This is a genomic window from Breoghania sp., assembly GCF_030066895.1.
In the GTDB taxonomy this organism is placed as follows: Bacteria; Pseudomonadota; Alphaproteobacteria; order Rhizobiales; family Stappiaceae; genus Breoghania.
Map to the genome: position 1 here is coordinate 13,741 of NZ_JASJAV010000020.1, position 26,295 is coordinate 40,035.

Below are 26,295 nucleotides of genomic sequence, written 5' to 3' on the forward strand. Positions count from 1 at the left end.
GCCGCAGCAGACCGTCTGCTACGTGGGTCGGGGGTCGTGACGGCGACGGCTGAAAGGGCGTAACGGACCCGATTAGGCTGACGTGATCGAGACAGTCGTGGGGGCCCGGGATTCGATAGGGCACGCGGCTTCGGAGCGGAGCGAACGGTCAAACCTTGCTGCAAGACCGTCGACCCGCTCAGGGGGTACCGCCAAAAAGGCATGCTCCCGAAGTCGTGGCGTGAGAGTGGTCAGGCGACCGAGCGAGACACTCAAGACAACGTCATGGGCAAGGTTCCGGCGGGCAGTCGCCGAAGACTCGAAACAACATCGAACAGGCCTGGTGAAGCCGCCAGAACCCTGCCGATTCCCTTCAAACGTCGACCCTGCGGGATCGGGCGACGACGCTGCGTGCGCGGCTCGTTGCGGGGTTTCGCACGCATCCGCGCCGCATATCGCCTCACCGCAGGTGAGAATGCGACCAATGCACGCGAAACGTGTACCTTCTCTGCATAGTCGGATATCGTAATTTTCGCCAATTATTTCAACCGATTGACGCAGTTCTTTCATAGATTTTCGCTTAATGGCTGAAATCAAACCTACATTTTGTCATTGGCATGCTAGTCATCATTCAATTACTTTGAGGGTACATAGATATGAGCGAGACCACTCACTTTCGTTAATTTCCGGTTAACGCTACACTGGAGAAACATCCGGAGCGGGCTGGAAACAGACGGAAAACGAGGGCCGCATGGCGTCATCCAGGAGTTCAGATATGGGTATTTTCTCCAATCGGCAGAACTCGCCGTCCGGTGACAACTGTACGGCGCGTCCCACGCCTTACAGCGCCGAGGACGAAGAATTGTTCGACGAGGGAGAAACCGAGGAGAGCAATGTCCAGCAACTTTCCCCGCTTGCGCTTCGCATGCAGGAGAAGCTGCGGAACCTCGACAATCTGAAGACCCGTGTCGGCGGCCTGGGACGCACCTTCGAGCAGGTGAACTCGCTCGCCGCCGAAAGCGCCAACTCGATCTCCCTGCTGTCGGAATTAGTCGACAACGCCCGCACCCATATCGAAACCGAGATCCGGCTGAAGTCGGAAAACGCCAAGCTCGCCACCGAGCTGATCAACCGCAATCACGAGGTCAAATCGCTCTCCACCCAGCTGGAGGAAGCGCTGGCGGAGGTGCATTCGCTGCGCAAGCGCGGCACCGGAACGCGCACGACCCTGGAATCGACCCGCAACGACCTCGTCTCGATCCGCGACAACAACAAGAAGGTCAACGAGGAATACCGCGCAGAGCTCCCAACTCGTGGAAGCCAACGCGCAGATCGCGGAGCTGACCGGCGAATACAAGGATACCAAGGCCAAGCTCGCGGCCCAGGAGGAGCACTCCGAAAGCATCAAGAACGCGCTCGACGGCCATACCCTGCGCGAGAAGGAACTGCAGCAGAATCTCAGCGAAAGCGCGACGCTCACCGAGCAGGAGGTGAAGAAGTCGCAGCAGCTCGCCTCCGAGCTTGAGGCCGCCAAGCGCGAGGTCGCCCAGTTCCGCAACGAGGCCATCAGTCTCAAGTCAAGCTTCGACATCGCCGAGCAGGAAATCGACTACGCCCGATCGCGCCTGGAAGAGGAAAAGCGCAAGCACGACAACGAGATCTACACGCTCAATTCGGAAATCGAAAACCTGTCCTCGCAGCGCCGCATTGGCGCCCATTCGCTGCAGGAAATGGCGACCGAGAACAATTCGCTGAAAGAGCGCAACCTCAACAAGCGCATGCAGGAGATCGAGCATCTTCTCGACAGCGCCCAGAAGAGCCACGAGCACGACCGCAACGAGCTTTTGGCCGCCAACGCCAAGCTGCGCGAGTTGAACCTGCGCTACAACTCGGTGCTGACCGACCTCAACCATGAGCGCGGTCAGAACCAGAAATACTCCGACAGCAACGAGGCGCTGGTGGAGGAGAACAAGAAGCTGCAGCGCTACCGGATCAAGTACGACACCGCCGTCGACCAGATCGCGCAGCTCAAGTCCGTCATCGCCAACTATCAGATGGCGATGGAAAAGGACGGGGTCTCCTCCGAACACGCCACGGACGGCGGCGCGGTGGAACGGGTGGAGAAGGTGCTGGCGGCCGACAACAAGCCCGATCCGGACATCTTCGAGACGTCGGATACCGAAACGGACGAGAACGCCGGCGATGCGCCGAATGACGGTAACATCGTGAAGCTTCGCAACGATCACGACTGAGGAGACAGGCGCACCGTCGCTTCAACCCGTGATTGTCTGAATATCGCGGCCCGGACGCCCTCAACGGCGCTCCGGGCCGTTTTGCGTCTCGACCCGAAAACCTGAGCTTGGGAGATTATCTGTGGGGCGGCGTATCCGCCCCCTCGCCCAGCGCGTGCTGCATGAGCACGGAATCGAGCCAGCGATCGAATTTCCGGCCGACATTCTTCAGCGTGCCGACCATTTGGAAGCCCATGGAGCGGTGCAGTTCGATAGAGGCGACATTGTCGCTGTCGCCGATCACCGCCACCATCTGGCGGAAGTCGCGCGCCGTCGTCTCCTCGATCAATCGCGTCAGCAGGGCCCGGCCGACGCCGAGCCGACGCGCATCGCGCGCCACATAGACGGAATTCTCCACCGTGCCGCGATAGGCCGGACGCGGCCTGTAGGGTCCGGCATAGGAGTAGCCGAGCACGCGCCCCTCGCCGCCGCCCGCCTTCTCCGGCGCTTCCAGGCAGACGAGATAGGGAAATCCCCCCTGGCTCAAGGCCTCGAAACGCCTCAGCATTTCGCGCTCGTCGGGGGGAACAAGTTCGAAGGACGCGGTGCCAGTCTCGACCGCCTCCGCATAGATTGTCGCAATTGCGGGAATATCGTCCCCGCATGCGCTACGTATGGTAAGATTGGACATTAGTTGGACAGTCTTGCAGGAGGAAGGAAGGTCCGCGAGGAACCGCGCAAACTGTGCCCCCGGAGACCGCAGTCGTCCAGTCTCAAATCTGCGGCCGGTCATCGTCATACACCGGGAACCGGCACACGCCAAATTGTCTCCTGAACCCCTTCCCAAGCATGGAAAGTATCGAGGCAAGCGTCCCTATGGGACCGCTACGTCAAAAGGCCGGAGCGGATCTGACAGCGATCCTCGCCCGAATTGGGCAGGCGATATCCAGATCCGTTCGAGAGAGGGACCGGACCTACAACAAGAATGCGCCGCGGGAGGAAACAGGAGAAGACGATGGCTCAGATTCTCATTCTCGGCGGCGGCGTCGCCGGCATATCGGCCGCTTATGAAATACGCGAAGCGCTCGGCAAGTCGCATGAGGTGACGGTGGCCTCCAAGGCCCCCTTAACTCCAGTTCAACCCGTCAACCCCCTGGGTGGCCGTCAAATGGCGCACACGGGAGGATATCACCGTCGACCTCGCCTCCACCCTGCCTCGCCACGGCGTGAAGTTCATCCACGCGGCGACCGAAAAGGTGAATCCCGAGGACAACTCCGTCACCATGTCCGACGGCCAGAACCTGAAATACGACTATCTCGTCATCGCGACGGGACCGAAGCTCGCCTTCGACGAGATCGAGGGCCTCGGCCCGGAGGGCTTCACTCAGTCGGTGTGCGACGTTGGAGCACACCACGGACAGCGCGGATAAATAGGAGGCCTTCTGTGCCAATCCGGGGCCCATCGTGGTCGGTACGGCTCAGGGCGCCTCGTGCTACAGCCCGGCCTACGAATTCTCCATGATCATGGACACCGACCTCAGGAAGCGGAAGATCCGCGACAAGGTGCCGATGATCTTCGTCACCGCCGAACCTTATGTCGGCCATCTCGGCCTCGGCGGTGTGGGCGATACCAAGGGCCTGCTGGAATCGGAAATGCGCCAGCGCCACATCCGCTGGATCACCAACGCCAAGGTGGAGAAGGTGGAAGAGGGCAAGATGAGCGTCACCGACGCATGACGACGACGGCGCGGTCAAGAAGAAGACCCACGAGCTGCCCTTCGGCTATTCGATGATGCTGCCCGCGCCTTCCGCGGCATCCCCGCCCTGATGGGGATCGAGGGCCTCATCAATCCGCGCGGCTTCGTCATCGTCGACAAGCACCAGCGCAACCCAAAATACCAGAACGTCTTCGGTGCTGGCGTCTGCATCGCCATCGCGCCCCTGGAGGCGACCCCGGTGCCCGTGGGCGTTCCCAAGACCGGCTACATGATCGAGAGCATGGCGACCGCGATCGCACAGAACCTGAAGGAGATCCTGGCAGACAAGGAGCCCACCCACCAGGGCTCATGGAACGCGATCTGCCTGGCCGATTTCGGCGACGGCGGCGTGGTCTTCGTCGCCCAGCCGCAGAACCCGCCGCGCAACGTCAACTGGTCGTCGAGCGGCAAGTTGGTGCACCAGGCCAAGGTCGCCTTCGAGAAATACTTCCTGCGCAAGGTCCGCAAGGGCTCGACCGAGCCCTACTACGGAGAAGGCGGTGATGTAGATGCTGAACATCTCCAAGCTGAAGAACAAGAAACCGGCCTGAGATCCGGACCTTCGGAATGCAAAACGGGCGCGGAGTGATCCGCGCCCATTCTGATTTGCGAGACAATCTGCGGAAGGCGAAAAGCCTACTCGCGATTGCCGAAGAGCTGCAGCAGCATGATGAACAGGTTGATGAAGTCCAGATACAGCCTGAGCGCGCCCATGACGGCCTTGCGGCCGGCGACGACGTCGCTGTCGCCCGAGGAGTACATCTCCTTGATCTGCTGCGTGTCGTAGGCGGCGAGGCCCGCGAACACCAGCACGCCAATCACCGAAACGGCGAACTGCAAGGCGCTGAAGCCGATGAAGATATTCACCAGCGACGCGATCACGATGCCGATCAGGCCCATGAACAGGAACGAGCCCCACCCGAACAGATCCTTCTGGGTCGTGTAGCCGAAAAGGCTCAAGCTCTCGAAGGAAGCCGCAGTGATGAAGAACACCCGTGCAACGGATTCATGCGTGTAGACCAACAGGATGGAGGAGAACGAAATGCCCACCAGCGCCGCATAGATCCAGAACGTGCTCTGCGCGGCTCCGACACTCATCTTCTGAATGCGGAAGGACAGAAAGAACACCATTGCCAACGGCGCCAGGATCACCAGCCACTTCAGCGGGCTGGCAAACAGCGCAACGCCGAAATTGGTCAGCATCATGCCGTTGTTGAGCTGCGCCACGGCATTCGCCGGGTTGTCGGTCACCGACATCATGAAGATGCCGAGCGCCGCAAGCCCGGTAATGCCCATGCCGAGCGCCATATAGTTGTAAACGCGCAGCATGTAAGCCCGAAGGCCAGCGTCGTACAGGTCGGTCTCGGCGAGCGATCCCGCGTACCGGGTCGCCTGATTACGATCGAAGGTCGCCATCGAATTCCTCGCTTTTCATTACGCTCCGAAAAGACTGCTAATGCGCTTTGCCGGGCGCTGGGTTGAATATGGGGGTATGCAACGACGCGAACAAGGCCATCTCACGGCAATTTTGCGTGAATTCTCCCCGATCCTGCACCTTTGGTTAAACTTACGCTAGGCGGCGTGACCCTTGGTCGCTGGCCCTCGGCGCGCGCCTCACGTCTCCGTCAGCACCTTTTCGAACCAATGTGCGCATAGAGCTCGTCATTGAAGGCTGCACCCCCCGGAAACCGGAGGAACGATAGAGCGAAATGACCTCGCTGAGGTTCTTGTTCGTCTCCAGCCGCAGAAGCGCAAAGCCGAGCGCCATCGCCTGTGCTTCCAGCGCCTCGACGATCCGCCGCCCGACGCCCAGCCCGCGCGCATCCGCGGCAACCCACATCCGCTTGATCTCACCGACCCCCGATCCCGTGCTCTTCAGCGCTCCGCAGCCAATCGCCCGCCCGTCGAGCCGCGCTATGACGAAGGCACCGTTCGGCGGGCGCAACATCTCCAGATCTGCGGGATTGCTGGCGGCGGAATCGAACCCGGCATCGAAACGACGGCCAAGCTCCCGGAAGTATTCGTTCACGCACCATTGCCCGTCCGCACTGTCGGCCAGCTCGGGCTCGACCCGTATGGCGGAGGCCCGCAACAGAAGCGAGACCTCGGACATGGCCGCACTCAACCGCTCACTCTGGCGAGGACTGAGTGAGGAGATGCCTGCCTGAGCCGCCTCCCCGTTCTCCCTCGCGCCGCAAAGCCGGAGATCGACCTCGCGACAGAAATCGCGCACCTGTTCCAGAAAATCCGCATCCATCGGGCAAACTCTCCACGCAAAGTCTCAAATTGAAATTCACTCGTCCGGTACGCCTGCAAAAACGGCATCCGGTATCGAAACGGCGATCACGACAAATCGAAAACGCACCCTCCACGGGCGCCGACACCGGAGCAACACCGGCTCCGGCGGATATTTTTACCAAGGCCCTCAGCCTATCACAGTCTCACAGGTTGCGCAGAACCGGCGCGGGACGCTCTCCCAGAACGCGCCGGTGCCGATGAGGCAGAAACCGACCGAGAGAGCGCGAGAGCGACGAGCGCAACCGCCAGAGCCGTCGTGGGCTGGAATGTGAAGCTCACATGCATGATCTGCGTGACCACGTACCAGGCCGCCATCGAGCCCGCAAAAACGGCGAAGACGACGGTTGAGAACCCGAGCATGGCGTATTCCATCACATAGGCCGCAATCAGCCGGGCCCGGGTGGCGCCGAGCGCCTTGAGGATCACCGCGTCATGAATGCGATTGCGATGCCCGGCAGCCAGCGCGCCCGCCAGCACCAGCACGCTGGCAACCAGCGTGATTGCCGAGACGCCCCGGATCGCCCAGGCAAGCTGACCGACCAGATCGTTGACCTGATCGATCGCATCCTTGCCCCACACGCCCGTCACCGTCGGCATGGCATTGGACACCGCCTTCAGCAGCCGGATCTCGCGTTGCGGATCGGAAGGCCCTGACCAAGCGACCGTCGCCAGATGGGAATGCGGGGCGCCTGCGAAAGTGTTGGGCGAAAACACCATCACGAAATTCATCGCGAGGCTCTCCCATTCCACATCGCGGGTATTGGCGAGCCGTGCCGTGATCTCCCGGCCGAGCACGTTGACCGTCACCGTGTCGCCGATCTTGAGGCCCAGCGCCTTGGCAATCCGGCCTTCGAAGGAAACGAGAGGTTCGCCCGTGTAATCTGCAGGCCACCATTTGCCCGCCGACAGTTTGGAATTCTCCGGCAAATCGGAGGAATAGGTGATGCCCCGGTCGCCCCTCAACACCCAGGCGGCCTCGGGCTCCGGCGTGATCTCGGAAGCCGGAACGCCGTGCAGACGCATCAGCCGTCCGCGCAGCATGGGCGCGGTGACGAGTTCCCCCTTCGACGCCTCGCGCCTGATCAGTGCCTTGAAGTCCGACAGCTGATCATTCTGGATATCGAGAAAAAAGAAGCTCGGGGCATCGCCTGCAATGCGCGTGGTGAGTTCGCTCCTGAGATTACCTTCGGTCAGCGTCAGCGCAACCAGCAACGTCAGGCCCAGCCCAGACCAAGCGAGAGGATCACCGACGGCGTCAGCGCATCCGGACGATAGATATTGCCAAGCACCAGCCGCCATTCGGTTACAAACAGAACGGCCCGACCGGACGCGCATGCCGCGCCAGCGCCATCAGCCCGCGCCCGACCGCAAACAGAAGCACAAAGGACGCGGCCGCCGCCGCCACATAAATGAGGGCGATGAGCTTTTCATAAGACAACCCCACCGCGAGCCCGGCCAGCAGCAGCACGGTGACGGCAACCGCCACCATGTAGCGCCGACGCGGCAACCTCATCCGCGTGCCGATTTCGTCACGAAAAAGCGCGGTCGGCGGTACGTCATGTACCCGCCCGAGCGGCCACAGAGCGAAGGCGAGCGCCGTCAACACGCCGTAGACGGGCCCCAACGCCAGTTCGGATGGATAGCCCCCGGCGATCACGTCGACCGGCAGTACCTGCGACAGCGCTGCACCGGCCGCAAACGGCACCAGCGCGCCGAGCACCAGACCGATGAAGATCCCGCAGCCCGCTAACATCATGATCTGAACGAGATAAAGCCGAAAGACGAAAACGCCCGAGGCGCCCACGCATTTGAAGGTGGCGATCACCAGTCGCTTGGCATCGAGAAACGCGCGCACCGCATTGGCAACGCCCACGCCGCCGCCGACGAGCGCGTTCAGGCCGACCAACGTCAGAAACTGAGTGAAGCGGTCGATATTGCGCCTGAGCCCCGGCGCGGCATTGTCCCGGGATCGGATGCACCAGCCTGCATCGGGAAAGCGCTTGTCCGCCTCCGTCCGGATGGCCCGGATCGCGGCCAAACCGGACGGCCCCGCATCACCCCCGTTAAGTGCGACACGATAATGCCAGCGCACCAGCGTGCCCGGCTGCAGAAGCTTTGAAGCCTCCAACCAGGCCCGCGAGATCATCAGCCGGGGTCCGAAATCGATCCCGCCGCTGAGCTTGTCGGGTTCCGAGGCGATCGTGTCGACGATCTTCAGCCGCGTATAGCCAAGCGTGACCTCGTCGCCGACCTTGATATCGAGCCGCGCCAGCAATTCCGGGTCGACGACCGCGCCCCAGACCTCACCGCTCTTTCGCATTGCCGGATGCAATTCGCTGCCATGCGTCAGATCGAGATGGCCGAAAAGCGGATAGGCGCCGTCGATCGCCTTGACCTCCACCAGCGCCTGCACATCGCCCGACGGTACCCGAGCCATGGCGCGCATGAGTGCCAACCGTGGAGACACGACCGAGACTGTCGAGAAAGTCGCGCTCCTGCGGCGTGACTTCCCGGTGCACCAACGAGAAATCGACATCGCCGCCGAGGATCACGCGTCCCTCGCCCATGATGCCTTCGGTCAGCCCGCGCGAGAGGGACGCCACCCCCGCAATGGCCGCCACGCCGAGCGCGATGCAGGCGATGAAGACGTAAAATCCGCGCAAGCCTCCGCGCATTTCGCGCAAGGCAAAACGAACGGCTGCCGAAAAGCCCGCTTGCCCCGCAGTTCGACGACCTGCGGCCGAGCCCTCCATCTCAGCGCTCTCCCGAGGCTGCGACCGGCCGCCCGGCATGATCGGTATCGATCAGCCCGGAATGGATCCGCACGCTGGTCGTACAGCGATCCGCAAGACCGCGATCATGGGTGACCAGAACCAGCGTCACATCGCGCCGCGCCTGGGCCGCGAACATCAGATCGATGATGGTCGAGCCCGTCGTCTCGTCGAGATTGCCGGTTGGCTCGTCCGCGATCAGGATTTCCGGCTCGCCGACCAGCACCCGCGCCATGGCAACCCGCTGCTGTTCGCCACCGGAAAGCTGTCCCGGATAGTGATTGGCGCGATCCTGAAAGCCGACGACGGCAAGCTCATCGCGAGCACGGGCGAAGGCGCACGGTTCGCCGGCCAGTTCCAGCGGCACGGCGACGTTTTCAAGCGCCGTCATGTTGGGAATGAGATGAAAGGACTGGAAGACGATGCCCACATGCTGCCGGAGAAACCGGGCCAGTTCGTCTTCCGACAGGCCCATCAGATCGGTTCCGGCGACGCGGACCTTGCCGCTGTCGGCACTTTCCAACCCGGCCATCACCATCAGCAGCGTCGACTTGCCCGAGCCCGACGGCCCGATAATGCCGACCGACTGGCCGCGCGCGATATTGAGATCGATGCCCTTGAGGATATGCACCTGAGCAGCACCCGCCCCCAGGGACAGATGAACGTCTCGAAGCGAAATTGCGGGCTGATCAACGGATTGGTCCACGGGCCTTGTCCTTGGCTTGCTCGAACCCAAATGATAGGGCCTGGACAAAGACGCCCAAACCTGGATGGTTGAAACGCAAACTGTCCCCGCGCGCCGATAGGCCTTGCGCAGCGAATTGTCTGCAACCGAACCTGACTGCTCCGGTCGAAACATGCTTGAGAGCACACATCGTTCAGATTGGTTCAATCCGGACGGATTATGCTCGCGTGACACGGTCACCGCGTCCTGCCCAATATGGGAAGCGATACCAATCAATCCAGAGGGTTGATGCGCTTCCTCGCCTTTATGATTTCCAGCCTGTTCACGCTTGTGCCCGTATGGCAGGTAGTGCGGCCGCTGAACCGGTTACTCGCGTCGCCGTGGGCGACAGCCTGACCGCCGGTTACATGCTTGATCCGGGTCAGAGCTTTCCGGACCGGCTGCAAGATGCCTTGAGGGCGAAGGGCTATAACGCAAACATGATCGATGCGGGCGTCTCCGACGATACGACTTCAGGCGGTCTTTCGCGATTGGACTGGTCGGTGGGAGAGAACACGGATGCCGTCATTCTGGAGCTTGGCGCCAACGATGCGCTGCGCGGGATCGCGCCGGAAAAGACCCGCGAAAACCTCGCCGCCATACTGAAGCGGCTGAAGGCGCGCGGTCTGCCCGTGCTGCTTGCGGGCATGCTCGCTCCGCCCAACATGGGCCCGGAATACGGCGTGCGCCTTTATCCATTTTTCCTCGATGGCGTCGCCGCCAATCCGGCTCTCAACCTGGGCGACGGCATGCACCCCAACAAGGCAGGCGTCGACGTGATCGTGAAACGCATCATGTCGGACGTCTTGGCCCTTCTGAAACAGGCAGGCGTTCCGGACCCCGCCTCGCAATAGGCTTCGACCAGACACACAACCAATTCCTTTCGACGGAACGTCCGTTCCGTCTCCCCCTGACCAACTCGGGAACTTCCTACATAATCGAAATGCGCAAACTCGGGCGAACCGATATCGAGGTCAGCAGCGTCTGCCTCGACACAATAACCTGGGGTCAGCAGAATACCGAGGCCGAAGGCCATGCCCAGATGGACATGGCGCTCGATCGCGGCATCAATTTCTTCGATACAGCAGAGCTTTACCCCATTCCCCCCAAGGCGGAGACGCCGGGCCGCACGGAAGAATATATCGGCACGTGGTTCAAGTCCCGCGGCACGCGCGACAAGGTGATTCTCGCCTCCAAGGTGGTCGGGCGCACCGTCAACACCTGGTTCCGCGATGACGGTTCCGAAGGCCGCCTGACACGCGTCCAGATCGAAGAAGCCATCAACAAGAACCTGAAGCGGCTGCAGACCGACTATATCGATCTCTACTAGATCCACTGGCCGGACCGCATCGTCTCCCAGTTCGGCTCCAACCCGATCGTCTGGGAACCGAAGGAACCGGCCGCCGACGAGACGCCGATCGAAGAAACGCTCACCGTGCTCGCAGATCTGGTGAAGGCTGGCAAGATCCGACATATCGGCCTGTCCAACGAAAGCGCCTGGGGAACGATGCGCTTCCTGCAGGCCGCCGAAAAGTTGAGCCTACCGCGCGTCGTCTCCATCCAGAACGCCTATTCGCCGCTGGGGCAGGGCATGCTCACCGGCAAGTATCGCGGCGGCGCACGGCCGGCGGGCTCGCGCTGGGCACTGTTCGACCGGCAGCAGCGCTATCAGACGCCGGGTGCCGAGGCCGCGGCGGAAACCTATTTCAAGCTGGTGGAAGAACTGAGCCTAACACCGACCGAACTGGCGCTCGCCTTCGTGCATTCGCGTCCCTTCGTGACCTCGATGATCATCGGCGCGACCAATCTCGATCAGCTCGCCCAGAACATCGATGCCGCCGAGATCGAGCTCGGCAAGGAGGCGATGGATCGGCTCAACACCGTCTACAACGTGCACAGCAGCCCCTGCCGGTAATCGGCGGGACTGACAATCTTACGCCGGGTCGCTTTCCACACAGCCCGGCGTTCGGATTGCGGAAAAAACGCGCAACCAGCGCTCACAAGCCTGTTATTCGCCCTTGCCGAATCTATTTCTCCGCATCCACACTGAGGCAAACTCAAGCAACGGGGGAGATTTGCCATGCCGCGTCTCTTTACCGGCCTGGAAATTCCGGCCGACATCGGCATGAGGCTGTCGTTGCTCAAAGGCGGCCTGCGCAATGCGCGCTGGATCGAGCCGGACGATTATCACATCACCCTGCGCTTCATCGGCGACATTGACGACCGGCTGGCCGACGAGGTGGCCGACGCGCTCGGACGCATTCACCGCAATCCGGTCGAAATCCGCCTCGACGGGCTCGATGCCTTCGGCAAGGACAAGCCGCATTCCATCCACGCACGGGTGGCGCCGAGCCCGGCTTTGGCAGAATTGCAGGCCGAGCAGGAACGCATCATCCAACGCCTCGGACTGCCTGCGGAACGCCGCAAGTTCATGCCGCACCTGATCATCTGCCGCCTGCGCGGCGGCTCCACGCCCGGCGAGGTCGCCCGCTGGCTTTCCATGCGCGGCGATTTCCAGGCCCCGCCATTCACCGCCGGGCGCTTCGTACTGTTTTCATCAAAAGCATCGACCGGCGGCGGGCCCTACGTGATAGAGGAAACCTATCCGCTGGCAGCATGATCGGTGGAGGATAAAGGGTACGTTTGTGCTGGTGGCCCATCCTTCGAGACGGGCCTGTCGGCCCTTCTCGAAGGATGACGTTATCAGGTGGTGGGCTATTGAGTACCGGGTAACATACACAACGTCATCTTGAGTGTTTGGCTCGTAAACGACATTGGATTTTTTCAGCTACAATTCCCCCGTCATTGCCGGTTCCGACCGACAATCCATGCCGTGATGCTTCAGCGCGGTAAAGGGCTGATATGGATGAAATAATTGAGCTCATTCCATACCGATAGATCACGGAATGGATCCCGGCTCGGAGGCCGGGATGACGAACTGAGAGTGTTGCAAGTAATTCGGTATCATTTACGAACCAAACACTGAGGAGGTCGTGTCAGCGGCCGTCTCGAAGGATGGGCACCACAAACAAACCCACCCCACGCGAAGACTTCAGCCCTCACCCACGCCGCGCGGGGCCCATGCGGTTGATCACCGTCTTCGGTACGTCGAACGACCGATAAAACGCGGCATCGGAACGCAAGCCGCACAGATCGCGCTGAATGACGACGTACCACAGCGCCTCGCCGGCACTCTCCACGAGTCCTTCACAGCACTCAGCATCGTCGGAACCTGATTGTTCGAATTCGGCAAGACACGCCAGCTCTCGTTCCAGTCGGCGTTGCAACCGACCCAGCGTGGAAGCCTTTTCCTGCAGCACCTCGTGGTCGAGGGCCTTTTGCAACGGATCGAGATCCGACGGTTTGGCAAAGCGGCTTGGCGGGCGCAGCGACATGGGGCAGTTCCGTTCTTTGGAAGAGTCCGCGATACCCCTCAACTTAAGCCCTGTCGCCGATCACACCAGTCTGAGATGCCGCTTTTTGTCAAAGACGCGCAGCACCTTGTCCAGTTCATGCCCGCGCTTGAGGATCATGCCGCCGGCCGCGACCACCGAATAAGCTCCCTGACGCCGGGCGTTTTTCGGTTCCTTCTCGATGCGGTAGAGCAGCATTTCGGACGTTCGTCGGAAGACGGAAAAGATCGCCTTTTCTTTCTGGAAGTCCATGGCGTAATCGCGCCATTCGCCGTCCGAGACCATTCGTCCGTAGACCCGGAGGATCTGGTCGAGTTCGCGCCGGTTGAACGATGTGACGACCGGAGCGGGCTTGCTTGGCGCGACGGAAACGGACGAATAAGGGGTTCCGCCGCGCAACGATAGACTTTCCTCGCCCTCGCTCATGACACCTCCTCTTCCTGAGTGCCTTCCTTTATCGGCTGAGCGAATAGACCGCGGCGCGGTGTACACACCTTCCTCAAGGCCACATACAAGCTGAGCCGTCGTAGTGACATGATTGCGCCCATGAGAGCATGTGGCAAGCGAGAAGCTCCGGATAGCGTCAACGCACCGGTTAACAGGTTCGCGTATCGATCAATTTATCCGGATACCGCACACCCTACGTAAGATCGGATTCTTTAACGCGCGATAACCGTAAAAGTTCCGTCAGTTTAGAATTCTTATTTTCGCCTTAATGTCGCCCTTGCGGGGGCACTTTGGACTTCCATACTCAGATCGTTGCCTCAGACGGCCCGGTTCTGCCGAGACTTCGGATTTTTTAGCCTCCTGGGGACTTGGTTCGGAACCGGGCCACTGGCAACACTCTCAAGATCGACCAAGCCGGCATTTTTATTGCCCGCATCCCCTCTCAACCCGTTTCACTGTTATCTCCGGTCCGCCAAGCGCCCCGCAGTGCTTGAACCTGCACGCAAAACCACCGATATCTGCCTCGCCCCGGCGCGCTTATTTCGTGCGACGGGCTTTTCGAGTTTAATCCAGGACGGGTTGCGATCATGACGAGCAAGACAAACGAAGCCGCCAGCGAAACCGCGACAGACACGGCCGCCGAAGCGTCTCCCCAGACCCACGAGTTTCAAGCGGAAGTCGCCCGACTTCTGCACCTGATGGTGCATTCGGTCTATTCCAACAAGGACATTTTCCTGCGAGAGCTGATCTCCAACGCAGCAGATGCCTGCGAACGGTTGCGCCAGCGTGCACTGACCGCGCCGGATCTGATTGCCGGCGACGAGACATTCCGCATTCGACTGGAAACGGACAAGGCGGCGAAGACGCTGACCGTTTCCGACAACGGCACCGGCATGAGTCGGGACGAGCTAATCGACAATCTCGGCACCATCGCCCGCTCCGGCACCCGCGCCTTTCTGAAAGGGCTCGGCGAGGCCAAGGACGGCCAGGCGCTGATCGGACAGTTCGGCGTCGGTTTCTATTCCGCCTTCATGGTGGCGGACCGGGTTGAGGTGGTGAGCCGAGCCACGGGCTCCGACGAGGCGTGGATCTGGCGTTCCGACGGACAGGGCAGCTTCACGGTCGAGCCCGTGGATCCCGAAAACGCCCCGGCACGCGGCACCCGCGTGATCCTGCATCTGGCCGACGATGCTCTGACCTATGCGCAGGATTCGACCATCGAACGGATCGTGCGCGAATATTCCGCCCACGTCCCCGTCCCCATCGTGCTCGCCAGCGAGGTTGAGCCGGAGGAAGAAGCTGCGGATGACGCCGAGGGCGAGGAGAAGGCTTACAAGGACGCGACCCCGAAGATCGAGGAACGCGAGATTGCCGACGGCTCCGCGCTTTGGACGCGCAACAAGTCGGAAATCAAACCGGAAGAATACAAGGAGTTCTACGGCCAAATCTCGCGCCAGTTCGACGATCCGGCCCTGACGCTCCACTACCGCGCCGAAGGGCGGCACGAATATTCCGTGCTGCTGTTCGTGCCGTCCATGACGCCGTTCGACCTGTTCGATCCCGACCGCAAGGGCCGGGTGAAGCTCTATGTCCGTCGCGTGTTCATCGCCGACGACGTGGACCTGCTGCCCGCGTACCTGCGCTTCGTGCGCGGCGTGATCGATTCGCAGGACCTGCCGCTCAACCTGTCGCGCGAGATGCTGCAGTCGAACCCGGTTCTGGAGGCAATCCGTAAGGGCGTGACCAACCGCGTTCTGTCGGAACTGCAAAAGCTCGCCGACAACGACGCGGACGCTTACCTGAAGATCTGGCAGACCTTCGGATCGGTTCTGAAGGAAGGTCTCTACGAGGATTTCGAGCGCCGCGACAAGCTGCTGTCTCTCGCCCGCTTCAAGACCACCAAGTCAGGAGAAGGTTGGCGCACGCTTGCCGAATACGTGGCGGATCTGAAGGAAAACCAGACCCAGCTCTTCTATGCCATCGGCGACAACGAGGCCGCGGTAAAGGCAAGCCCGCAGCTTGAAGGTTACCACGCCCGCGACGCGGAAGTGCTGCTGTTGTCCGATCCCGTCGACGCCTTCTGGGTGCAGGTTGCGCTCGGATATGGCAAGCCCTTCCGCTCGGTGACGCAAGGTGCCGCCAATCTCGACGCCATCGAGTTGCCCGAGGAAGAAAAGAACGAAGCGGACGAGGAAGCGAAGACGGATGTCGCCGCGCTAGTCACCCGCGTGAAGGAAACGCTGGGCGATGCGGCGAGTGACGTGCGGATTTCCTCGCGCCTTGCCGAAAGTCCCGTCTGCCTCGTGGCGCCGGAACACGGTCCCGACCTTCAGTTCGAGAAGCTGATGAGCCGCCGCGACGGCGCGCCCGGCGGTGCAGGATCGAAGCCGGTGTTGGAGATCAACCCGCGCCATGCGCTGGTGAAATCGCTGGCCAGACATCTGGGCGACGAGAGCGCCAAGGCCTTTATCGAGGATGCCTCCTGGCTGCTTTTCGATCAGGCCCGCATCCTGGACGGCAAACACCCGAGCGATCCGGCAGCCTTCGCCGGACGCCTGTCCCGGATGATGGAAAAGGGACTGGCCTGACCTTCAGGATGTGATGCGCGCTCGGACCGATGGGCCCGGGCGCGCGTCCCCTCAATCCCAGTCGGGATCCCAGTCGGACGCAAACTCCGGATCGATGTAGCGCAGATCCTTCGGCAGGGTGGCAATGCAAGCCAAATCTTCAGCGCATCGAGGTTGGTCTGCTGGCTCTCGTGGCGCGCGGCTTTGGGGATTGCCACCCCCCCCCCCCGGCTGATCCATCAACCAGGCAAGCGCGATCTGAGCCGGGTTTGCGCCGTGCTTTTCAGCGACCGCGACAAGCCCTTCCTCGTCCGCCAGCCGATCTTGTCCGAGCGGCACGTAGGCAACGAGCGGAATGTCGCTTGTGCGCTGATAACCGAGCAGCTTCGACTGGTCGAGCTTCACATGGTACTCGACCTGATTGCATGCGATCGGTGCTCCGATCTCCTCCACCGCACGCTTCATCAGTTCGACCGTGAAGTTGGCCACGCCCATCGCCTTGATGAGCCCCTCGTCCTTCAGCGCCGCCAGAGTCTCGAAGATTTCGCCCATATCCATATCGGGGGTCGGCCAATGGACGAGATAGAGATCGACGTAATCCGTCTTCAGTTTCTCCAGGCTGCCCTCCAGCGCACGCCGAATGCCGTTGCGCATCAGGTGGTCATGCCAGATTTTCGTTGTGAGAAAAATGTCCGCGCGCGGGACGGAAGAGGTCGCAAGCCCTGCGCCCATGCCGTCCTCGTTGCCATACCGTTCCGCGGTATCGACATGGCGGTATCCGGTATCCGAGCGACAACGCATGCTCGACAGCCTTGGCACACTCCTCGCCCTCCATGCGGCACGTGCCGAGGCCAAGGCGCGGCATGGCGAGACCCTGGGTGGAAAGGGTTTCCATGAAATATCTCCCAATGAGAAAGCCAATGACCCGGATGGGCCGTGGCGCACCGCGCCCGGTCTGCTGTCCGATCAGATCAAAGCACATCGATCGACGGATAGCCGCACCGGGAAGCAGTGGAAAACATGATCGGAGAGAAGATAGCGCAGTGCCGCGAGCGGTAAACTGTAGGGCGGTGCGTCGTGGTGCCCCCGGCCCGACTCGAACGGGCACGTCCGTTAAGACAACGGATTTTGAATCCGTCGCGTCTACCAATTCCGCCACGGGGGCATTGCCGCAGCTTGTCAAAAGCGAGCGCGACTATAGCGACGAGACGGCCCGCGTCAATCGGTCAGACGCGATGCGACGAAAGAGACCGCATTGTGCGCTCACGATGATGGCAATGGACTTGGCCCCGCGCCGCCTTTAAAGAGCGAGACATGCTGCGCCACCTCTACGATTGGACAATGTCCCTTGCTACCGGCCCCCGTGCTTCCATGGCACTGGGAGCGGTGTCGTTTGCCGAAAGCTCGATCTTCCCGATCCCGCCGGACCTTCTGCTCATTCCGATGGTTCTGGCGCGACGCGCGCGTGCCTGGGCTCTCGCCTTTTTGTGCACGGTTGCCTCCGTCATCGGCGGATTGGCGGGCTATGCCATCGGCGCGCTACTGTTCGCCCAGATCGCGGAGCCAATCCTCTCGTTCTACGGCTATCTCAACGCCTTCCAGGTCTTCCAGGTCAAATACAATGCCTGGAGCGCCTGGGCCGTGCTGATCGCGGGGGTCACCCCCTTCCCTTTCAAGGTCATCACCATCGCCAGCGGCGCGACGAGGCTGGACCTTGTCGTCTTCATCATCGCCAGCATCGCTGCGCGCGGCGTACGCTTCTTCGCGGTGGCCGGGCTTCTTTACCTGTTCGGACCGCCCATCCGAACCTTCATCGAAAAACGTCTCGGCCTCGTTTTTACCGTCTTCGTAGTCATGCTGGTTGCTGGCTTCGCGGCAATCAAGCTGATCTAAACACAACGGATCTACCCATAACGTCGAATTCCGCCCTCCCGGATTTCCTGAACAAGCGCCGCACGGCGCTTTCCGCAGGCCTCGTATTTCTCGGATATGCGGCCGTCGTCTGCGGTGCCTGGGGCTTCCAGTTGATCGGCGGGTACGTGCCCTGCAAGCTGTGTCTGGAGCAGCGGGTTCCCTACTATGTCGGGTTGCCGCTCGCGCTGATCGCGCTTCTGGTTTCCGTGCGGGCGCCGAAGCGGACATTGCTCGCCCGTCTCGTGCTCGTCGCCGTCGCCCTTCTCATGATCTATGGCGGCGCGATCGGCGTTTATCAGGCGGGAGCTGAATGGAGCTTCTGGCCCAGCCCCGACGATTGCGGCGGCGGCAGTTCTCTGGCCGGGAACACCGGCGGGCTTCTCAATTCGCTGCAGAACCTGACCGTGGTAAGCTGCTCCGAAGTGAGCTGGCGCATGTTCGGCCTGAGCTTTGCGGGCTGGAACGTGGTCGCATCCGCAGCGCTGGCGAAGCGTTCTTGAAAGATCGGACGAAACGGGGAGCGGAATGAACCGGCGCAAGGAACGCGAAGAAGAGCGGCAACGCGAGGCGCGCGAGGCCCTCGACCGGATTCACGGTGACAGCGAAACCGTCGGCTCCTCCTCCTTCGTGCGCGTGGCCAAGCATGCCCAGGACCACTTCACCGCCGATGACAAGCAAGGCGAGAAGGACCCGGTCGAGATCTGGGGAAGCCGGATCGGGCGCGCTGGCGGCCTGCTCTTCGCGCTTGCCCTTGTCCTCTATCTGGTGGTGACCTACTTCTGAGGTGAGTTGCCATGAATGCGTCGAACTGGTCATCCGCAACAGCTCCCGACCTCAGGATCTTCCGCGATATCGCGCACGAAGCCTTTGCGAACCTGCCGGAGGAATTCCGCAGCCGCTGCGACGGCATCGTGATCGCGATCGAGTATTTCCCCAGCGAAGCCATGCCGGAAAGCGTCGGCGCCGAAGATCCGTTCGACCTGCTCGGCCTGTTCGAAGGGCTGGGCCTGGCGCAGACAGGCGACAATGCGGTGACCGGACAGCAGCCGAACCGCGTCTGGCTTTTCCGCCGACCGATCCTCGACTACTGGGCCGCCTACGAGGAGAGCCTCGGCGTCGTCATCACCCATGTTCTGGTCCACGAGATCGGCCACCATTTCGGGCTGTCCGACGAGGACATGGAAGCGATCGAGGCGGACGGCTGAGGAGCGGAAATCCGCCCCTCGCCTTGTGAGGACCCGTCGTTGCGACGGTCCTACTTCTTTTTCTTCTTGCCCAGTCCGAAGAGGTTCGGCGCAACCTTGAACCCCTGCGCGATGGACTCGAGCACTGCCTCGTCGTTGACCTCCCCGTCCATCGCCTTGCGGATATCGATGCCGGTATTGCCGAGTTGTTTGACCGTCTCTTCTACCGCCTTGTTCGGGCTTTCCTTGAAAATATCGAGAACGCCGCTACTGACCGCCTGCAGCTTCTTGTAGGCCTCCTTCGGCTTCTCGAGGATACCGTAGATATCGGGATAGATCTGCGGATTGTCCCAAGGCCCGCGAATGACCACCGGAACGCCGAGCCCGACCATATCGCCGCCCGAGCCCTGGCCCTTCAGGGAGGCGACGATCTTCGACGTCACGCGCCAGTTGATCGTCCGCTCGCCGATATTTGTCTTGCCGCCGCCCGAGACCCGCACCAACGGCCCGACGAGATTGAGATCGGACGTGGTCGCGATGCCCTTGTCGATCACGAAACTTGCCGAAAGCTCGTTGTTGAAGTCCGTCGACTGACTCTCGTCGCTCTTGCCAACTCAGCCGGTCAGCGTGGAGACGGAAAGCGTGCGCACCGTTTGCGGGATATTGATGCCGCGAATGGAACCATTGGTGAATTTGATTTTCGCCGTCCCGGCCACCGAAGAGGCGAACGCGGCCTGATTGTCACCGGACGCCGTGACGTCGAGCGACATCGCGGCCGTGCCGTGCAGATCCCGGAAATCGGCCAGATCGGTCAGGAAGGCATGGGCATCAAGCCCGCTCAGATCGAGCGATACGGCAATGGCGGGTTGAGCCGCCGTACCGTCGACCGAAACGACGCCCTTTGCCGTTCCCTCGTAAAGCGTGAGCGGATCGAGATCGGCGCGCAGCTTGCCCCCGGAAATGGCGACACGCAGCTTGCTCTGCCCGATCTTCAGCTTGTCCCAACGGGTCGATTTTGCGGAAACCGTCAGGTCCGCATCGGCCGCCTTGAGGGCGGAGACGTTGATCGGCTCATTGCTCCAGCCTTTCGCGGCACTGCTTGAGCGCCTGGGACCGCCGCCGTCGCCGCCGACCCCGAAGCCGCCCGACGTTCCCTTGCCGAGATAGGAATCGAGCACCAGTTGATCGAGCGCCAGGGAGGCGGTGATCTTCGGCACCGCCTGAGTGAACGCGATCTCGCCCTCGCCGGTCCCTTGCGTCCCGTCGAGCGTCAGCGTGGTATCCGTGAAACCGATATGGCCGGAAGATGCGGCCTTGAACCGTCCGGCCACCGCAAACCGTTGCAGGCCGTCGCCGTCGGGCAGAGAATGCCCCACCCAGGAGAGAAGGTTCCGCAGGCTGGCCGTCTCAAGCGACAACCGCCCGTCAAACGCCCCGCCGCTGGTGACCGTGCCCTTCGCCCCGAGTGTCAGTGCTTGCCGGTCACGGAGGCCTCGACGGGGGCAGCTTTTTGCCCGCCATCGACGGTTCCGGTGCGGCCTTGGCCGCGATATCGAACCGTTCGCCGTTCCATGTCAGACCGCCGGTCGCGGTCGCCGGGCGGGAGAACCCGTCGAGCGAGAAGTCGATATTGACGGCTTCCACGGCCCCAAGCGCCGGATCGTCGCCCAGACCGAGGCGGGCGGGATCGATCGTGTCGATGCCGATTTTCGCCTCCAGTGCCGGATCCAGCCTGGCTGAGATCGGCGACGATCCCACCCGTCAGCTTGCTTCCGGCAGCCGAGGCGGACAGGTCCTGAAGAGAAAACTGCTCCGGCGCAAGATCGGTCGTGGCCGCGATCTCATAGGCGCCGATCCCTTCTGCAGCGCCCCAAGTCCGAACGCCTTGAGCGCCGCCCCCAGAGAATCGCCCGAAGCCCCAACGCGCAGCTTGCCGGACAAGGGGTCGGCCGCGATCGTGCCGGAAACGGTGGCGGTTCCGAAATCGCCGGAAATCTCCGCCGTCACCTCACTCGACTTCTTTTCGGCAAGCGCCAGGGGCGCCCCGACCTCGGCCTCGAGATTGAAGGTGCTGCCGTTCCACACGAGCGATCCCTTGAGCGTCGCGGGATCCTCGGGCGAGGGCAGATAAAGGCTCGTGTTGATGTCCGAAAGCTTGATCGCCTGGCCCGAGCGCTTGTCGGTGCAGGCGAGCCGTCCGTCGACGATCGACAGTTCATCGACCTTGACCCTGCGCATCAGGCGTCTCCGGCTCCTGACCGGGAACGGGCGGCAATGCCTCGGCGGGCTCAGCCCCGCCCTCCGTCGCCAGCGAATCCTCGATCAGATAGCTCAGCGTACGGCGCGGCGCCCAGCTCGTGCGGCCGAATTTGTCGATCTCAAGCAGGATTTAGGGTTCGCGCAAGGTGTGCCGGTCACCCGCGCCTTTCCCCCCATGAGCGCGCTCAGCGACAGGCCGAAGTCGATCTCCGCGGCCTTGACGAATTCAACCCCGACTGCCCCGTCGAGCCGCAGGCGCCAGCCGGTCGCGGATTCCACCTGGCTCACGATCTGGTGCTTGATCGCGTCCTTCGGCAAGAAGAACGGGATCACGAGCGCTGCCACGACAAGCAACACAACGAAACTGGCAGCACCTAAGAGGGTGCGTTTCACGCCAAATTCTCTCAAGGACGAATCTGAGGCAAGTTTACGTTAATGCTGTGCGCAAATGGTGACGAAATGGCCTCACGACGACATCCTCGTGTCGCGGTAAGGGAATACACGCAAAGTATCTTGTCTGTCGGACACCTCGCAGGTGGCTCAGACGGTCAGATGAGCCCACATTTCGCTTTCCACCATGCTCTCGCGCGAGCTTTCCAGCACGATTTCACCGCGCTCCATCATCGCAAATCTGTCGACCAGATCGCGAGCGAACTCGAAATACTGCCCCACCAGCACGATCGCCATCGTGCCCTGATCCCGGAGCCATGAGATCGCCCGGCCGATATCCTTGATGATGGAGGGCTGGATGCCTTCCGTCGGCTCGTCCAGCACCAGAAGCTTGGGCCGGGTGACAAGCGCACGACCGATAGCGAGCTGTTGCTGCTGACCGCCGGAAAGATCGCTGCCGCGCCGCCTGAGCATGTCCTTGAGCGCAGGAAACAGCTCGAAGACATCATCGGGAATGGTCTTCTCGCTGGTCGCGGCAAACCCGGTCTCCAGATTTTCCTTCACACTCAGAAGCGGAAAGATCTCGCGCCCCTGCGGCACGATCGCGACGCCTTTTCGCGCGCGTTGATGCGGTGACATGGACGTGATCGGCTCCCCGTCGAGCAGGATCTTGCCGCCGGAGACCGGATGCTGGCCGACAATGGCGCGCAAGGTCGAGGTCTTGCCAACGCCATTGCGCCCCATCAGACAGGTGACCTCCCCCGCCTGCGCTTCCAGAGAGACACGCCGCAGAGCCTGGGCGGCACCATAGTGAAGATCGATGTTTTCGACGCTCAGCATTATTTTCCCTCACCGCCCCAGATAGACTTCGGCAACCCGCGGATTGGCCGAGACGTGATCGAGCGCCCTTCCGCCAGCACCGAGCCCTCGTGCAGCACGGTGACCTTGACGTCGAGATCTCACACGAAGGTCATGTCATGTTCCACGACCACGACCGAACGGGTCTTGTTGATCTCCTTGAGCATGGTTGCCGTCTGCGCCGTCTCCGCATCCGTCATGCCGGCTGCGAGCTCGTCAACCAGCATCAGTTTCGGATCCTGGGCAAGCAGCATGCCGATCTCCCGCCACTGCTTTTGCCCGTGACTGAGATTGGCGGCCAGCTCGTCGCGTCGATCGGTCAGCCGGATCAATTCCAGTAACTCGTTGATGCGCGCTTTCTCGGGTTCGCTTCGACGGTGAAACAGCGTGGAGAACGGTCCGCGTGGGATCTTCAGCGCCAGTTCCAGATTGTCGAACACGGTCTGGCTTTCGAAGACCGTCGGCTTCTGAAATTTCCGACCGATACCGAGTTCGGCGATATCGACCTCGTCGAGCGTGGTCAGATCGACCGCCCCGTTCGGGCCGATGATCGCCCGCATTTCACCGGGCTGCAGCACGAGAGGGGAGTTGAGCGCCTTGAACCCGTCAAAGGAGACGGAGACGTCGTCGAGATAGAGTACGGAACCGGAAGCCTGCGCGATCATCTTCTCACTCCGCCGCCTGATGTTTCATGGAAGCCTCGCCCGAATAGGGAGCCTCATCGATTCCCGCTTCTGCACGAACCGACCGGCGGCGCTGACGAAGCGCGCTCCAGCCCTGCGCGATCGTGCCCACAATTCCCTTGGGCAGGAACAGCGTCACCGCCACGAACAGACCGACCAGCGCAAAGAGCCAGAGCTCGGGAAAGACGCCAGTGAACCAGGTCTTCGCGAAGTTGACGAGAACCGCACCGAGCACCGCACCGACCAGCGTTACGCGCCCGCCCACGGCGACCCAGATGACCAGTTCGATGGAGTTGGCGGGCGCGAATTCGCCCGGATTGATGATGCCGACCTGCGGCACGTAGAGCGCTCCGGCGACACCCGCCATCATCGCCGACAGCACCCAGACGAAGAGCTTGTAATGCTCCACCCGGTAGCCGAGAAACCGGGTCCGGCTTTCCGCATCGCGCACCGCAATAAGCACCTTGCCAAATTTCGAGCGCGTCACCGCCCGCGCGATGACAAAGCCGACGGCGACGGCGGCCACGGAGGCGAAGAACAATGCAGAACGTGTGCCGTCGGCCTGCACGGAAAAGCTCAGAATGTCCTTGAAGTCGGTCAGCCCGTTATTGACACAAAAGCGCATGTCGTTTCTGCGGAATGCGAGCAGCAGGGCATAGGTCATCGCCTGCGTGATGATGGAGAGATAGACGCCGGTCACCCGCGAGCGGAAGGCGAACCAGCCGAAGATGAAGGCCAGCACCGCGGACACCACCAGCACCATCAGGAAGGCGAAGGGAAAGGCGTCGAAGCCGTACCAGTACCAGGGCAGTTCCTTCCAGTTGAGGAAGACCATGAAGTCCGGCAATTCCGCATTGCCGTAGACACCGCACACACCGATCTGGCGCATCAGATACATGCCCATGGCATAACCGCCGAGCGCGAAAAACGCCCCGTGGCCGAGCGAGAGAATGCCGCAATAGCCCCACACCAGATCGACGGAGAGCGCTAGCAGCGCATAGCACATGTACTTGCCGAGCAGGCTGACCACGTAGATCGGCACATGCAGCGCATGATCGGGGGGAAACAGCAGGTTTCCGGCCGGAATGGCAATCGCGAAAGCCGCCAGGATCGCCAGAAAGAGAAGCGCCTTGCCGTCGAAGGCGCGCAGGAAGAACGACGTGATCATGCCTCGACCGCCCGGCCCTTGAGGGCGAACAGGCCCCGTAGACGCTTCTGAATGAACAGGATGATGAAGACGAGCACCAGGATCTTGCCGAGAACCGCGCCCGCATAGGGTTCAAGGAACTTGTTGACGACGCCGAGCGTCATCACGCCCACCAGCATGCCCCACAGATTGCCGACCCCGCCGAAGGCCACGACCATGAAACTGTCGATGATGTAGCTCTGGCCGAGATTGGGCGAGACGTTGTCGATCTGGGAAAACGCCACGCCCGCAATGCCCGCGATGCCGGAACCGAGGCCGAAGGTCAGCGCATCGACCCAGGGCGTGCGGATACCCATCGAGCTTGCCATGCGCCGGTTCTGCGTGACCGCACGCATGTAGAGCCCGAAGCGCGTGGCCTTGAGAACCGAGACCAGCACGGCGAAGACCACAAGCGAGAAGATGATGATCCAAAGCCGGTTGTAGGTGATCGTCAGGCCGCCGACCTCGTTCAACCCCGACATCCAGGACGGCGTGCCGACTTTCCGGTTATTGGCGCCGAAGATGGTACGAACTGCCTGCTGGAGGATGAGCGAGATGCCCCAGGTCGCCAGCAGGGTTTCAAGCGGACGGCCATAGAGAAACCGGATGACGAACCGCTCCAGCGCCACACCGACCGCGCCGGCGATCAGGAAGGCGAGCGGCAGCACGATGAAGAGAGAGAAGTCGAACAGCCACGGCGCGGAGGTGCGGATGATCTCCTGCACGACTAAGGTCGTGTAGGCGCCGATCATCACCATCTCGCCATGCGCCATGTTGATAACGCCCATCACGCCGAAGGTAATGGCAAACCCGATCACCGCCAGCAGCAGCACCGAACCGAGCGACAGGCCGTACCAGACATTCTGCGCCGCATTCCACGCGGCAAGGATCTGCTCCACGTGGGACTGCACCATTACCGCCGCATCATGCAGTTCGCCCTCGCTGGCATCGGCGGTGGAGGCGAGAAGTGCGCGGGCCTCCTGGTCGCCGCGCTCCTTGATGCCCTCAACCGCGGCCAGCTTGTCGGCCTCCGACGCATCCGAATTGAGAACGGCGGCTGCACGTGCCTGGCGCAGAAGCGTCGCGATTTCCGGATCGCTTTCCGCCTGAAGCGCCTGATCGATGGTCTCGATCGCTTCCGGATCGCGCGCCTTGAAGACCTGCTCAGCCGCCTTCATGCGGCGCTCGGGATTCTTGGACATCAACGTCAACTCACCGAGCGCGGAGCGAATGGCACGCCTCAGGCGGTTGTTGATGCGGATGCGTTCCATGTCACGTCGAGCGGCCTCGCCCGCCGCCTCGCCAGTGATCGCATCGAAAAGCTCATAGTTGCGGCCCGCCTTCTTGACGATGAAGACGATACCGTCGGACTTGCGCGCCATCAGATCGTTGGTCCCCAGCGCCTGCAGCGCGGGCATGGCGGCCTCGTCGCCCAGTGTCGCGATGGCGCCGATCTGGCGTTCGGTATCGTCGTAACTGCCCTTGGCCAATTCGTTGATGAGACTGCGCAGATCGCTGCCCCCGTCCGCCGCAAACGAGACCGATGGCCCGGCCAGGGCGCTGAGCGCAAGGAAAAGCGCGAAAAGAATGATTTTCAATGGAAGCATGGCGACTCTGCTTTCAAGGAAATGGCC

At 61.8% G+C, this 26,295-nt stretch carries 21 protein-coding genes, 1 tRNA gene and 6 pseudogenes; 11 read left to right on the forward strand and 17 right to left on the reverse strand.

The annotated features are described in order from the left end of the window. Positions 1–1,292: 1,292 nt before the first annotated feature. Positions 1,293–2,231: a hypothetical protein gene (locus QNJ43_RS19370; RefSeq protein ID WP_300472203.1), complete on the forward strand. Its 939-nt coding sequence runs from the start codon at positions 1,293–1,295 to the stop codon at positions 2,229–2,231. A 115-nt stretch (positions 2,232–2,346) separates the two neighbouring features. On the opposite strand, the gene QNJ43_RS19375 is transcribed toward QNJ43_RS19370, so the two are convergent. Beyond that, the gene (locus QNJ43_RS19375; protein WP_300472205.1) at positions 2,347–2,901 is read right to left on the reverse strand and encodes a GNAT family N-acetyltransferase; all 555 of its coding nucleotides are present in this window, start codon (positions 2,899–2,901) and stop codon (positions 2,347–2,349) included. Between the two features lie 324 nt (positions 2,902–3,225). Here QNJ43_RS19375 and QNJ43_RS19380 point away from each other — a divergent pair. Beyond that, positions 3,226–4,476: pseudogene (locus QNJ43_RS19380) on the forward strand (FAD/NAD(P)-binding oxidoreductase). 127 nt (positions 4,477–4,603) lie between these two features. On the opposite strand, the gene QNJ43_RS19385 reads toward QNJ43_RS19380, so the two are convergent. From QNJ43_RS19385 to QNJ43_RS19400, 4 genes and pseudogenes are all read right to left on the reverse strand, one after another. Next, positions 4,604–5,383, reverse strand: a complete 780-nt coding sequence (locus QNJ43_RS19385) for a Bax inhibitor-1/YccA family protein (protein WP_300472206.1) — start codon at positions 5,381–5,383, stop codon at positions 4,604–4,606. A 151-nt stretch (positions 5,384–5,534) separates the two neighbouring features. After that, entirely contained in the window at positions 5,535–6,224 is a 690-nt protein-coding gene (locus QNJ43_RS19390) for a GNAT family N-acetyltransferase (protein WP_300472208.1), read from the reverse strand. 184 nt (positions 6,225–6,408) lie between these two features. Next, positions 6,409–9,018, reverse strand: a pseudogene (locus QNJ43_RS19395) (ABC transporter permease). A gap of 1 nt (position 9,019) precedes the next feature. Continuing rightward, positions 9,020–9,742: an ABC transporter ATP-binding protein gene (locus QNJ43_RS19400; protein ID WP_300472210.1), complete on the reverse strand. Its 723-nt coding sequence runs from the start codon at positions 9,740–9,742 to the stop codon at positions 9,020–9,022. A gap of 317 nt (positions 9,743–10,059) precedes the next feature. On the opposite strand from QNJ43_RS19400, the gene QNJ43_RS19405 reads away from it, so the two are divergent. The 3 genes and pseudogenes from QNJ43_RS19405 to thpR all read left to right on the forward strand — a co-directional run bounded on the left by QNJ43_RS19405 (position 10,060) and on the right by thpR (position 12,380). Further along, entirely contained in the window at positions 10,060–10,614 is a 555-nt protein-coding gene (locus QNJ43_RS19405) for an arylesterase (protein WP_300472212.1), read from the forward strand. 83 nt (positions 10,615–10,697) lie between these two features. Then, positions 10,698–11,675 (forward strand): annotated as a pseudogene (locus tag QNJ43_RS19410) (aldo/keto reductase). A gap of 165 nt (positions 11,676–11,840) precedes the next feature. After that, positions 11,841–12,380, forward strand: a complete 540-nt coding sequence (gene thpR / locus QNJ43_RS19415) for an RNA 2',3'-cyclic phosphodiesterase (protein ID WP_300472214.1) — start codon at positions 11,841–11,843, stop codon at positions 12,378–12,380. 439 nt (positions 12,381–12,819) lie between these two features. Here thpR and QNJ43_RS19420 read toward each other — a convergent pair whose 3' ends face one another. Continuing rightward, positions 12,820–13,155: a DUF6665 family protein gene (locus QNJ43_RS19420; protein WP_300472216.1), complete on the reverse strand. Its 336-nt coding sequence runs from the start codon at positions 13,153–13,155 to the stop codon at positions 12,820–12,822. Positions 13,156–13,215: 60 nt separating this feature from the next. Beyond that, on the reverse strand, positions 13,216–13,599 hold the full coding sequence (locus QNJ43_RS19425) for a DUF2794 domain-containing protein (protein WP_300472218.1): 384 nt from the start codon (positions 13,597–13,599) through the stop codon (positions 13,216–13,218). A gap of 608 nt (positions 13,600–14,207) precedes the next feature. Here QNJ43_RS19425 and htpG point away from each other — a divergent pair. Then, positions 14,208–16,208: a molecular chaperone HtpG gene (htpG, locus tag QNJ43_RS19430; protein ID WP_300472220.1), complete on the forward strand. Its 2,001-nt coding sequence runs from the start codon at positions 14,208–14,210 to the stop codon at positions 16,206–16,208. A 51-nt stretch (positions 16,209–16,259) separates the two neighbouring features. Here the strand turns inward: htpG and QNJ43_RS19435 are convergent. Next, positions 16,260–17,082 (reverse strand): annotated as a pseudogene (locus QNJ43_RS19435) (aldo/keto reductase). Between QNJ43_RS19435 and QNJ43_RS19440 the strand changes: the two are divergent. Next, positions 16,987–17,211 carry a hypothetical protein gene (locus tag QNJ43_RS19440; protein WP_300472393.1) on the forward strand — a complete coding sequence of 75 codons (225 nt, stop codon included), beginning with the start codon at positions 16,987–16,989 and terminating at the stop codon, positions 17,209–17,211. The pseudogene QNJ43_RS19435 and the gene QNJ43_RS19440 overlap by 96 nt on opposite strands. Positions 17,212–17,265: 54 nt before the next feature. On the opposite strand, the gene QNJ43_RS19445 is transcribed toward QNJ43_RS19440, so the two are convergent. Beyond that, a tRNA-Leu gene (locus tag QNJ43_RS19445) sits at positions 17,266–17,352 on the reverse strand. 149 nt (positions 17,353–17,501) lie between these two features. Here QNJ43_RS19445 and QNJ43_RS19450 point away from each other — a divergent pair. From QNJ43_RS19450 to QNJ43_RS19465, 4 genes are read left to right on the forward strand one after another with little or no spacing between them, the layout of a single operon-like run. Continuing rightward, a complete protein-coding gene (locus QNJ43_RS19450; RefSeq protein WP_300472222.1) occupies positions 17,502–18,080 on the forward strand; it encodes a YqaA family protein in 579 nt (192 codons plus the stop codon). A 47-nt stretch (positions 18,081–18,127) separates the two neighbouring features. Next, positions 18,128–18,601, forward strand: coding sequence for a disulfide bond formation protein B (locus tag QNJ43_RS19455; RefSeq protein ID WP_300472372.1), 474 nt, complete (start codon positions 18,128–18,130; stop codon positions 18,599–18,601). Positions 18,602–18,626: 25 nt separating this feature from the next. Continuing rightward, positions 18,627–18,884 carry a hypothetical protein gene (locus QNJ43_RS19460; protein ID WP_300472224.1) on the forward strand — a complete coding sequence of 86 codons (258 nt, stop codon included), beginning with the start codon at positions 18,627–18,629 and terminating at the stop codon, positions 18,882–18,884. A gap of 11 nt (positions 18,885–18,895) precedes the next feature. Continuing rightward, a complete protein-coding gene (locus QNJ43_RS19465) occupies positions 18,896–19,306 on the forward strand; it encodes a metallopeptidase family protein (protein ID WP_300472226.1) in 411 nt (136 codons plus the stop codon). Between the two features lie 50 nt (positions 19,307–19,356). Here the strand turns inward: QNJ43_RS19465 and QNJ43_RS19470 are convergent. From QNJ43_RS19470 to urtB, 8 genes and pseudogenes are all read right to left on the reverse strand, one after another. Continuing rightward, a pseudogene (locus QNJ43_RS19470) lies at positions 19,357–20,661 on the reverse strand (AsmA-like C-terminal region-containing protein). 106 nt (positions 20,662–20,767) lie between these two features. Further along, a complete protein-coding gene (locus tag QNJ43_RS19475; RefSeq protein WP_300472228.1) occupies positions 20,768–21,043 on the reverse strand; it encodes a hypothetical protein in 276 nt (91 codons plus the stop codon). A 3-nt stretch (positions 21,044–21,046) separates the two neighbouring features. After that, on the reverse strand, positions 21,047–21,523 hold the full coding sequence (locus QNJ43_RS19480) for a hypothetical protein (RefSeq protein ID WP_300472230.1): 477 nt from the start codon (positions 21,521–21,523) through the stop codon (positions 21,047–21,049). A 93-nt stretch (positions 21,524–21,616) separates the two neighbouring features. Beyond that, a complete protein-coding gene (locus tag QNJ43_RS19485) occupies positions 21,617–21,937 on the reverse strand; it encodes a hypothetical protein (RefSeq protein ID WP_300472231.1) in 321 nt (106 codons plus the stop codon). A gap of 147 nt (positions 21,938–22,084) precedes the next feature. Further along, on the reverse strand, positions 22,085–22,774 hold the full coding sequence (gene urtE, locus QNJ43_RS19490) for an urea ABC transporter ATP-binding subunit UrtE (protein ID WP_300472233.1): 690 nt from the start codon (positions 22,772–22,774) through the stop codon (positions 22,085–22,087). A gap of 9 nt (positions 22,775–22,783) precedes the next feature. Further along, positions 22,784–23,457, reverse strand: a pseudogene (locus QNJ43_RS19495) (ATP-binding cassette domain-containing protein). 4 nt (positions 23,458–23,461) lie between these two features. Continuing rightward, the gene (gene urtC, locus QNJ43_RS19500) at positions 23,462–24,643 is read right to left on the reverse strand and encodes an urea ABC transporter permease subunit UrtC (protein WP_300472235.1); all 1,182 of its coding nucleotides are present in this window, start codon (positions 24,641–24,643) and stop codon (positions 23,462–23,464) included. Continuing rightward, entirely contained in the window at positions 24,640–26,268 is a 1,629-nt protein-coding gene (gene urtB / locus QNJ43_RS19505) for an urea ABC transporter permease subunit UrtB (RefSeq protein WP_300472237.1), read from the reverse strand. Before urtB ends, urtC begins: the two co-directional genes overlap by 4 nt. Positions 26,269–26,295: the final 27 nt, after the last annotated feature.

What these genes read in the sequence shown, in the direction of transcription:
- thpR (WP_300472214.1), top strand. Translation starts at nt 11,841, where the DNA reads ATGCCGCGTCTCTTTACCGGCCTGGAAATTCCGGCCGACATCGGCATG.
- urtB (WP_300472237.1), bottom strand. Translation starts at nt 26,268, where the DNA reads ATGCTTCCATTGAAAATCATTCTTTTCGCGCTTTTCCTTGCGCTCAGC.
- htpG (WP_300472220.1), top strand. Translation starts at nt 14,208, where the DNA reads ATGACGAGCAAGACAAACGAAGCCGCCAGCGAAACCGCGACAGACACG.
- QNJ43_RS19375 (WP_300472205.1), bottom strand. Translation starts at nt 2,901, where the DNA reads ATGTCCAATCTTACCATACGTAGCGCATGCGGGGACGATATTCCCGCA.
- QNJ43_RS19465 (WP_300472226.1), top strand. Translation starts at nt 18,896, where the DNA reads ATGAATGCGTCGAACTGGTCATCCGCAACAGCTCCCGACCTCAGGATC.
- QNJ43_RS19460 (WP_300472224.1), top strand. Translation starts at nt 18,627, where the DNA reads ATGAACCGGCGCAAGGAACGCGAAGAAGAGCGGCAACGCGAGGCGCGC.
- QNJ43_RS19450 (WP_300472222.1), top strand. Translation starts at nt 17,502, where the DNA reads ATGCTGCGCCACCTCTACGATTGGACAATGTCCCTTGCTACCGGCCCC.
- QNJ43_RS19440 (WP_300472393.1), top strand. Translation starts at nt 16,987, where the DNA reads ATGCTCGACAGCCTTGGCACACTCCTCGCCCTCCATGCGGCACGTGCC.
- QNJ43_RS19425 (WP_300472218.1), bottom strand. Translation starts at nt 13,599, where the DNA reads ATGAGCGAGGGCGAGGAAAGTCTATCGTTGCGCGGCGGAACCCCTTAT.
- QNJ43_RS19385 (WP_300472206.1), bottom strand. Translation starts at nt 5,383, where the DNA reads ATGGCGACCTTCGATCGTAATCAGGCGACCCGGTACGCGGGATCGCTC.
- QNJ43_RS19420 (WP_300472216.1), bottom strand. Translation starts at nt 13,155, where the DNA reads ATGTCGCTGCGCCCGCCAAGCCGCTTTGCCAAACCGTCGGATCTCGAT.
- urtE (WP_300472233.1), bottom strand. Translation starts at nt 22,774, where the DNA reads ATGCTGAGCGTCGAAAACATCGATCTTCACTATGGTGCCGCCCAGGCT.
- QNJ43_RS19480 (WP_300472230.1), bottom strand. Translation starts at nt 21,523, where the DNA reads ATGCGCAGGGTCAAGGTCGATGAACTGTCGATCGTCGACGGACGGCTC.
- QNJ43_RS19405 (WP_300472212.1), top strand. Translation starts at nt 10,060, where the DNA reads ATGGCAGGTAGTGCGGCCGCTGAACCGGTTACTCGCGTCGCCGTGGGC.
- urtC (WP_300472235.1), bottom strand. Translation starts at nt 24,643, where the DNA reads ATGATCACGTCGTTCTTCCTGCGCGCCTTCGACGGCAAGGCGCTTCTC.
- QNJ43_RS19390 (WP_300472208.1), bottom strand. Translation starts at nt 6,224, where the DNA reads ATGGATGCGGATTTTCTGGAACAGGTGCGCGATTTCTGTCGCGAGGTC.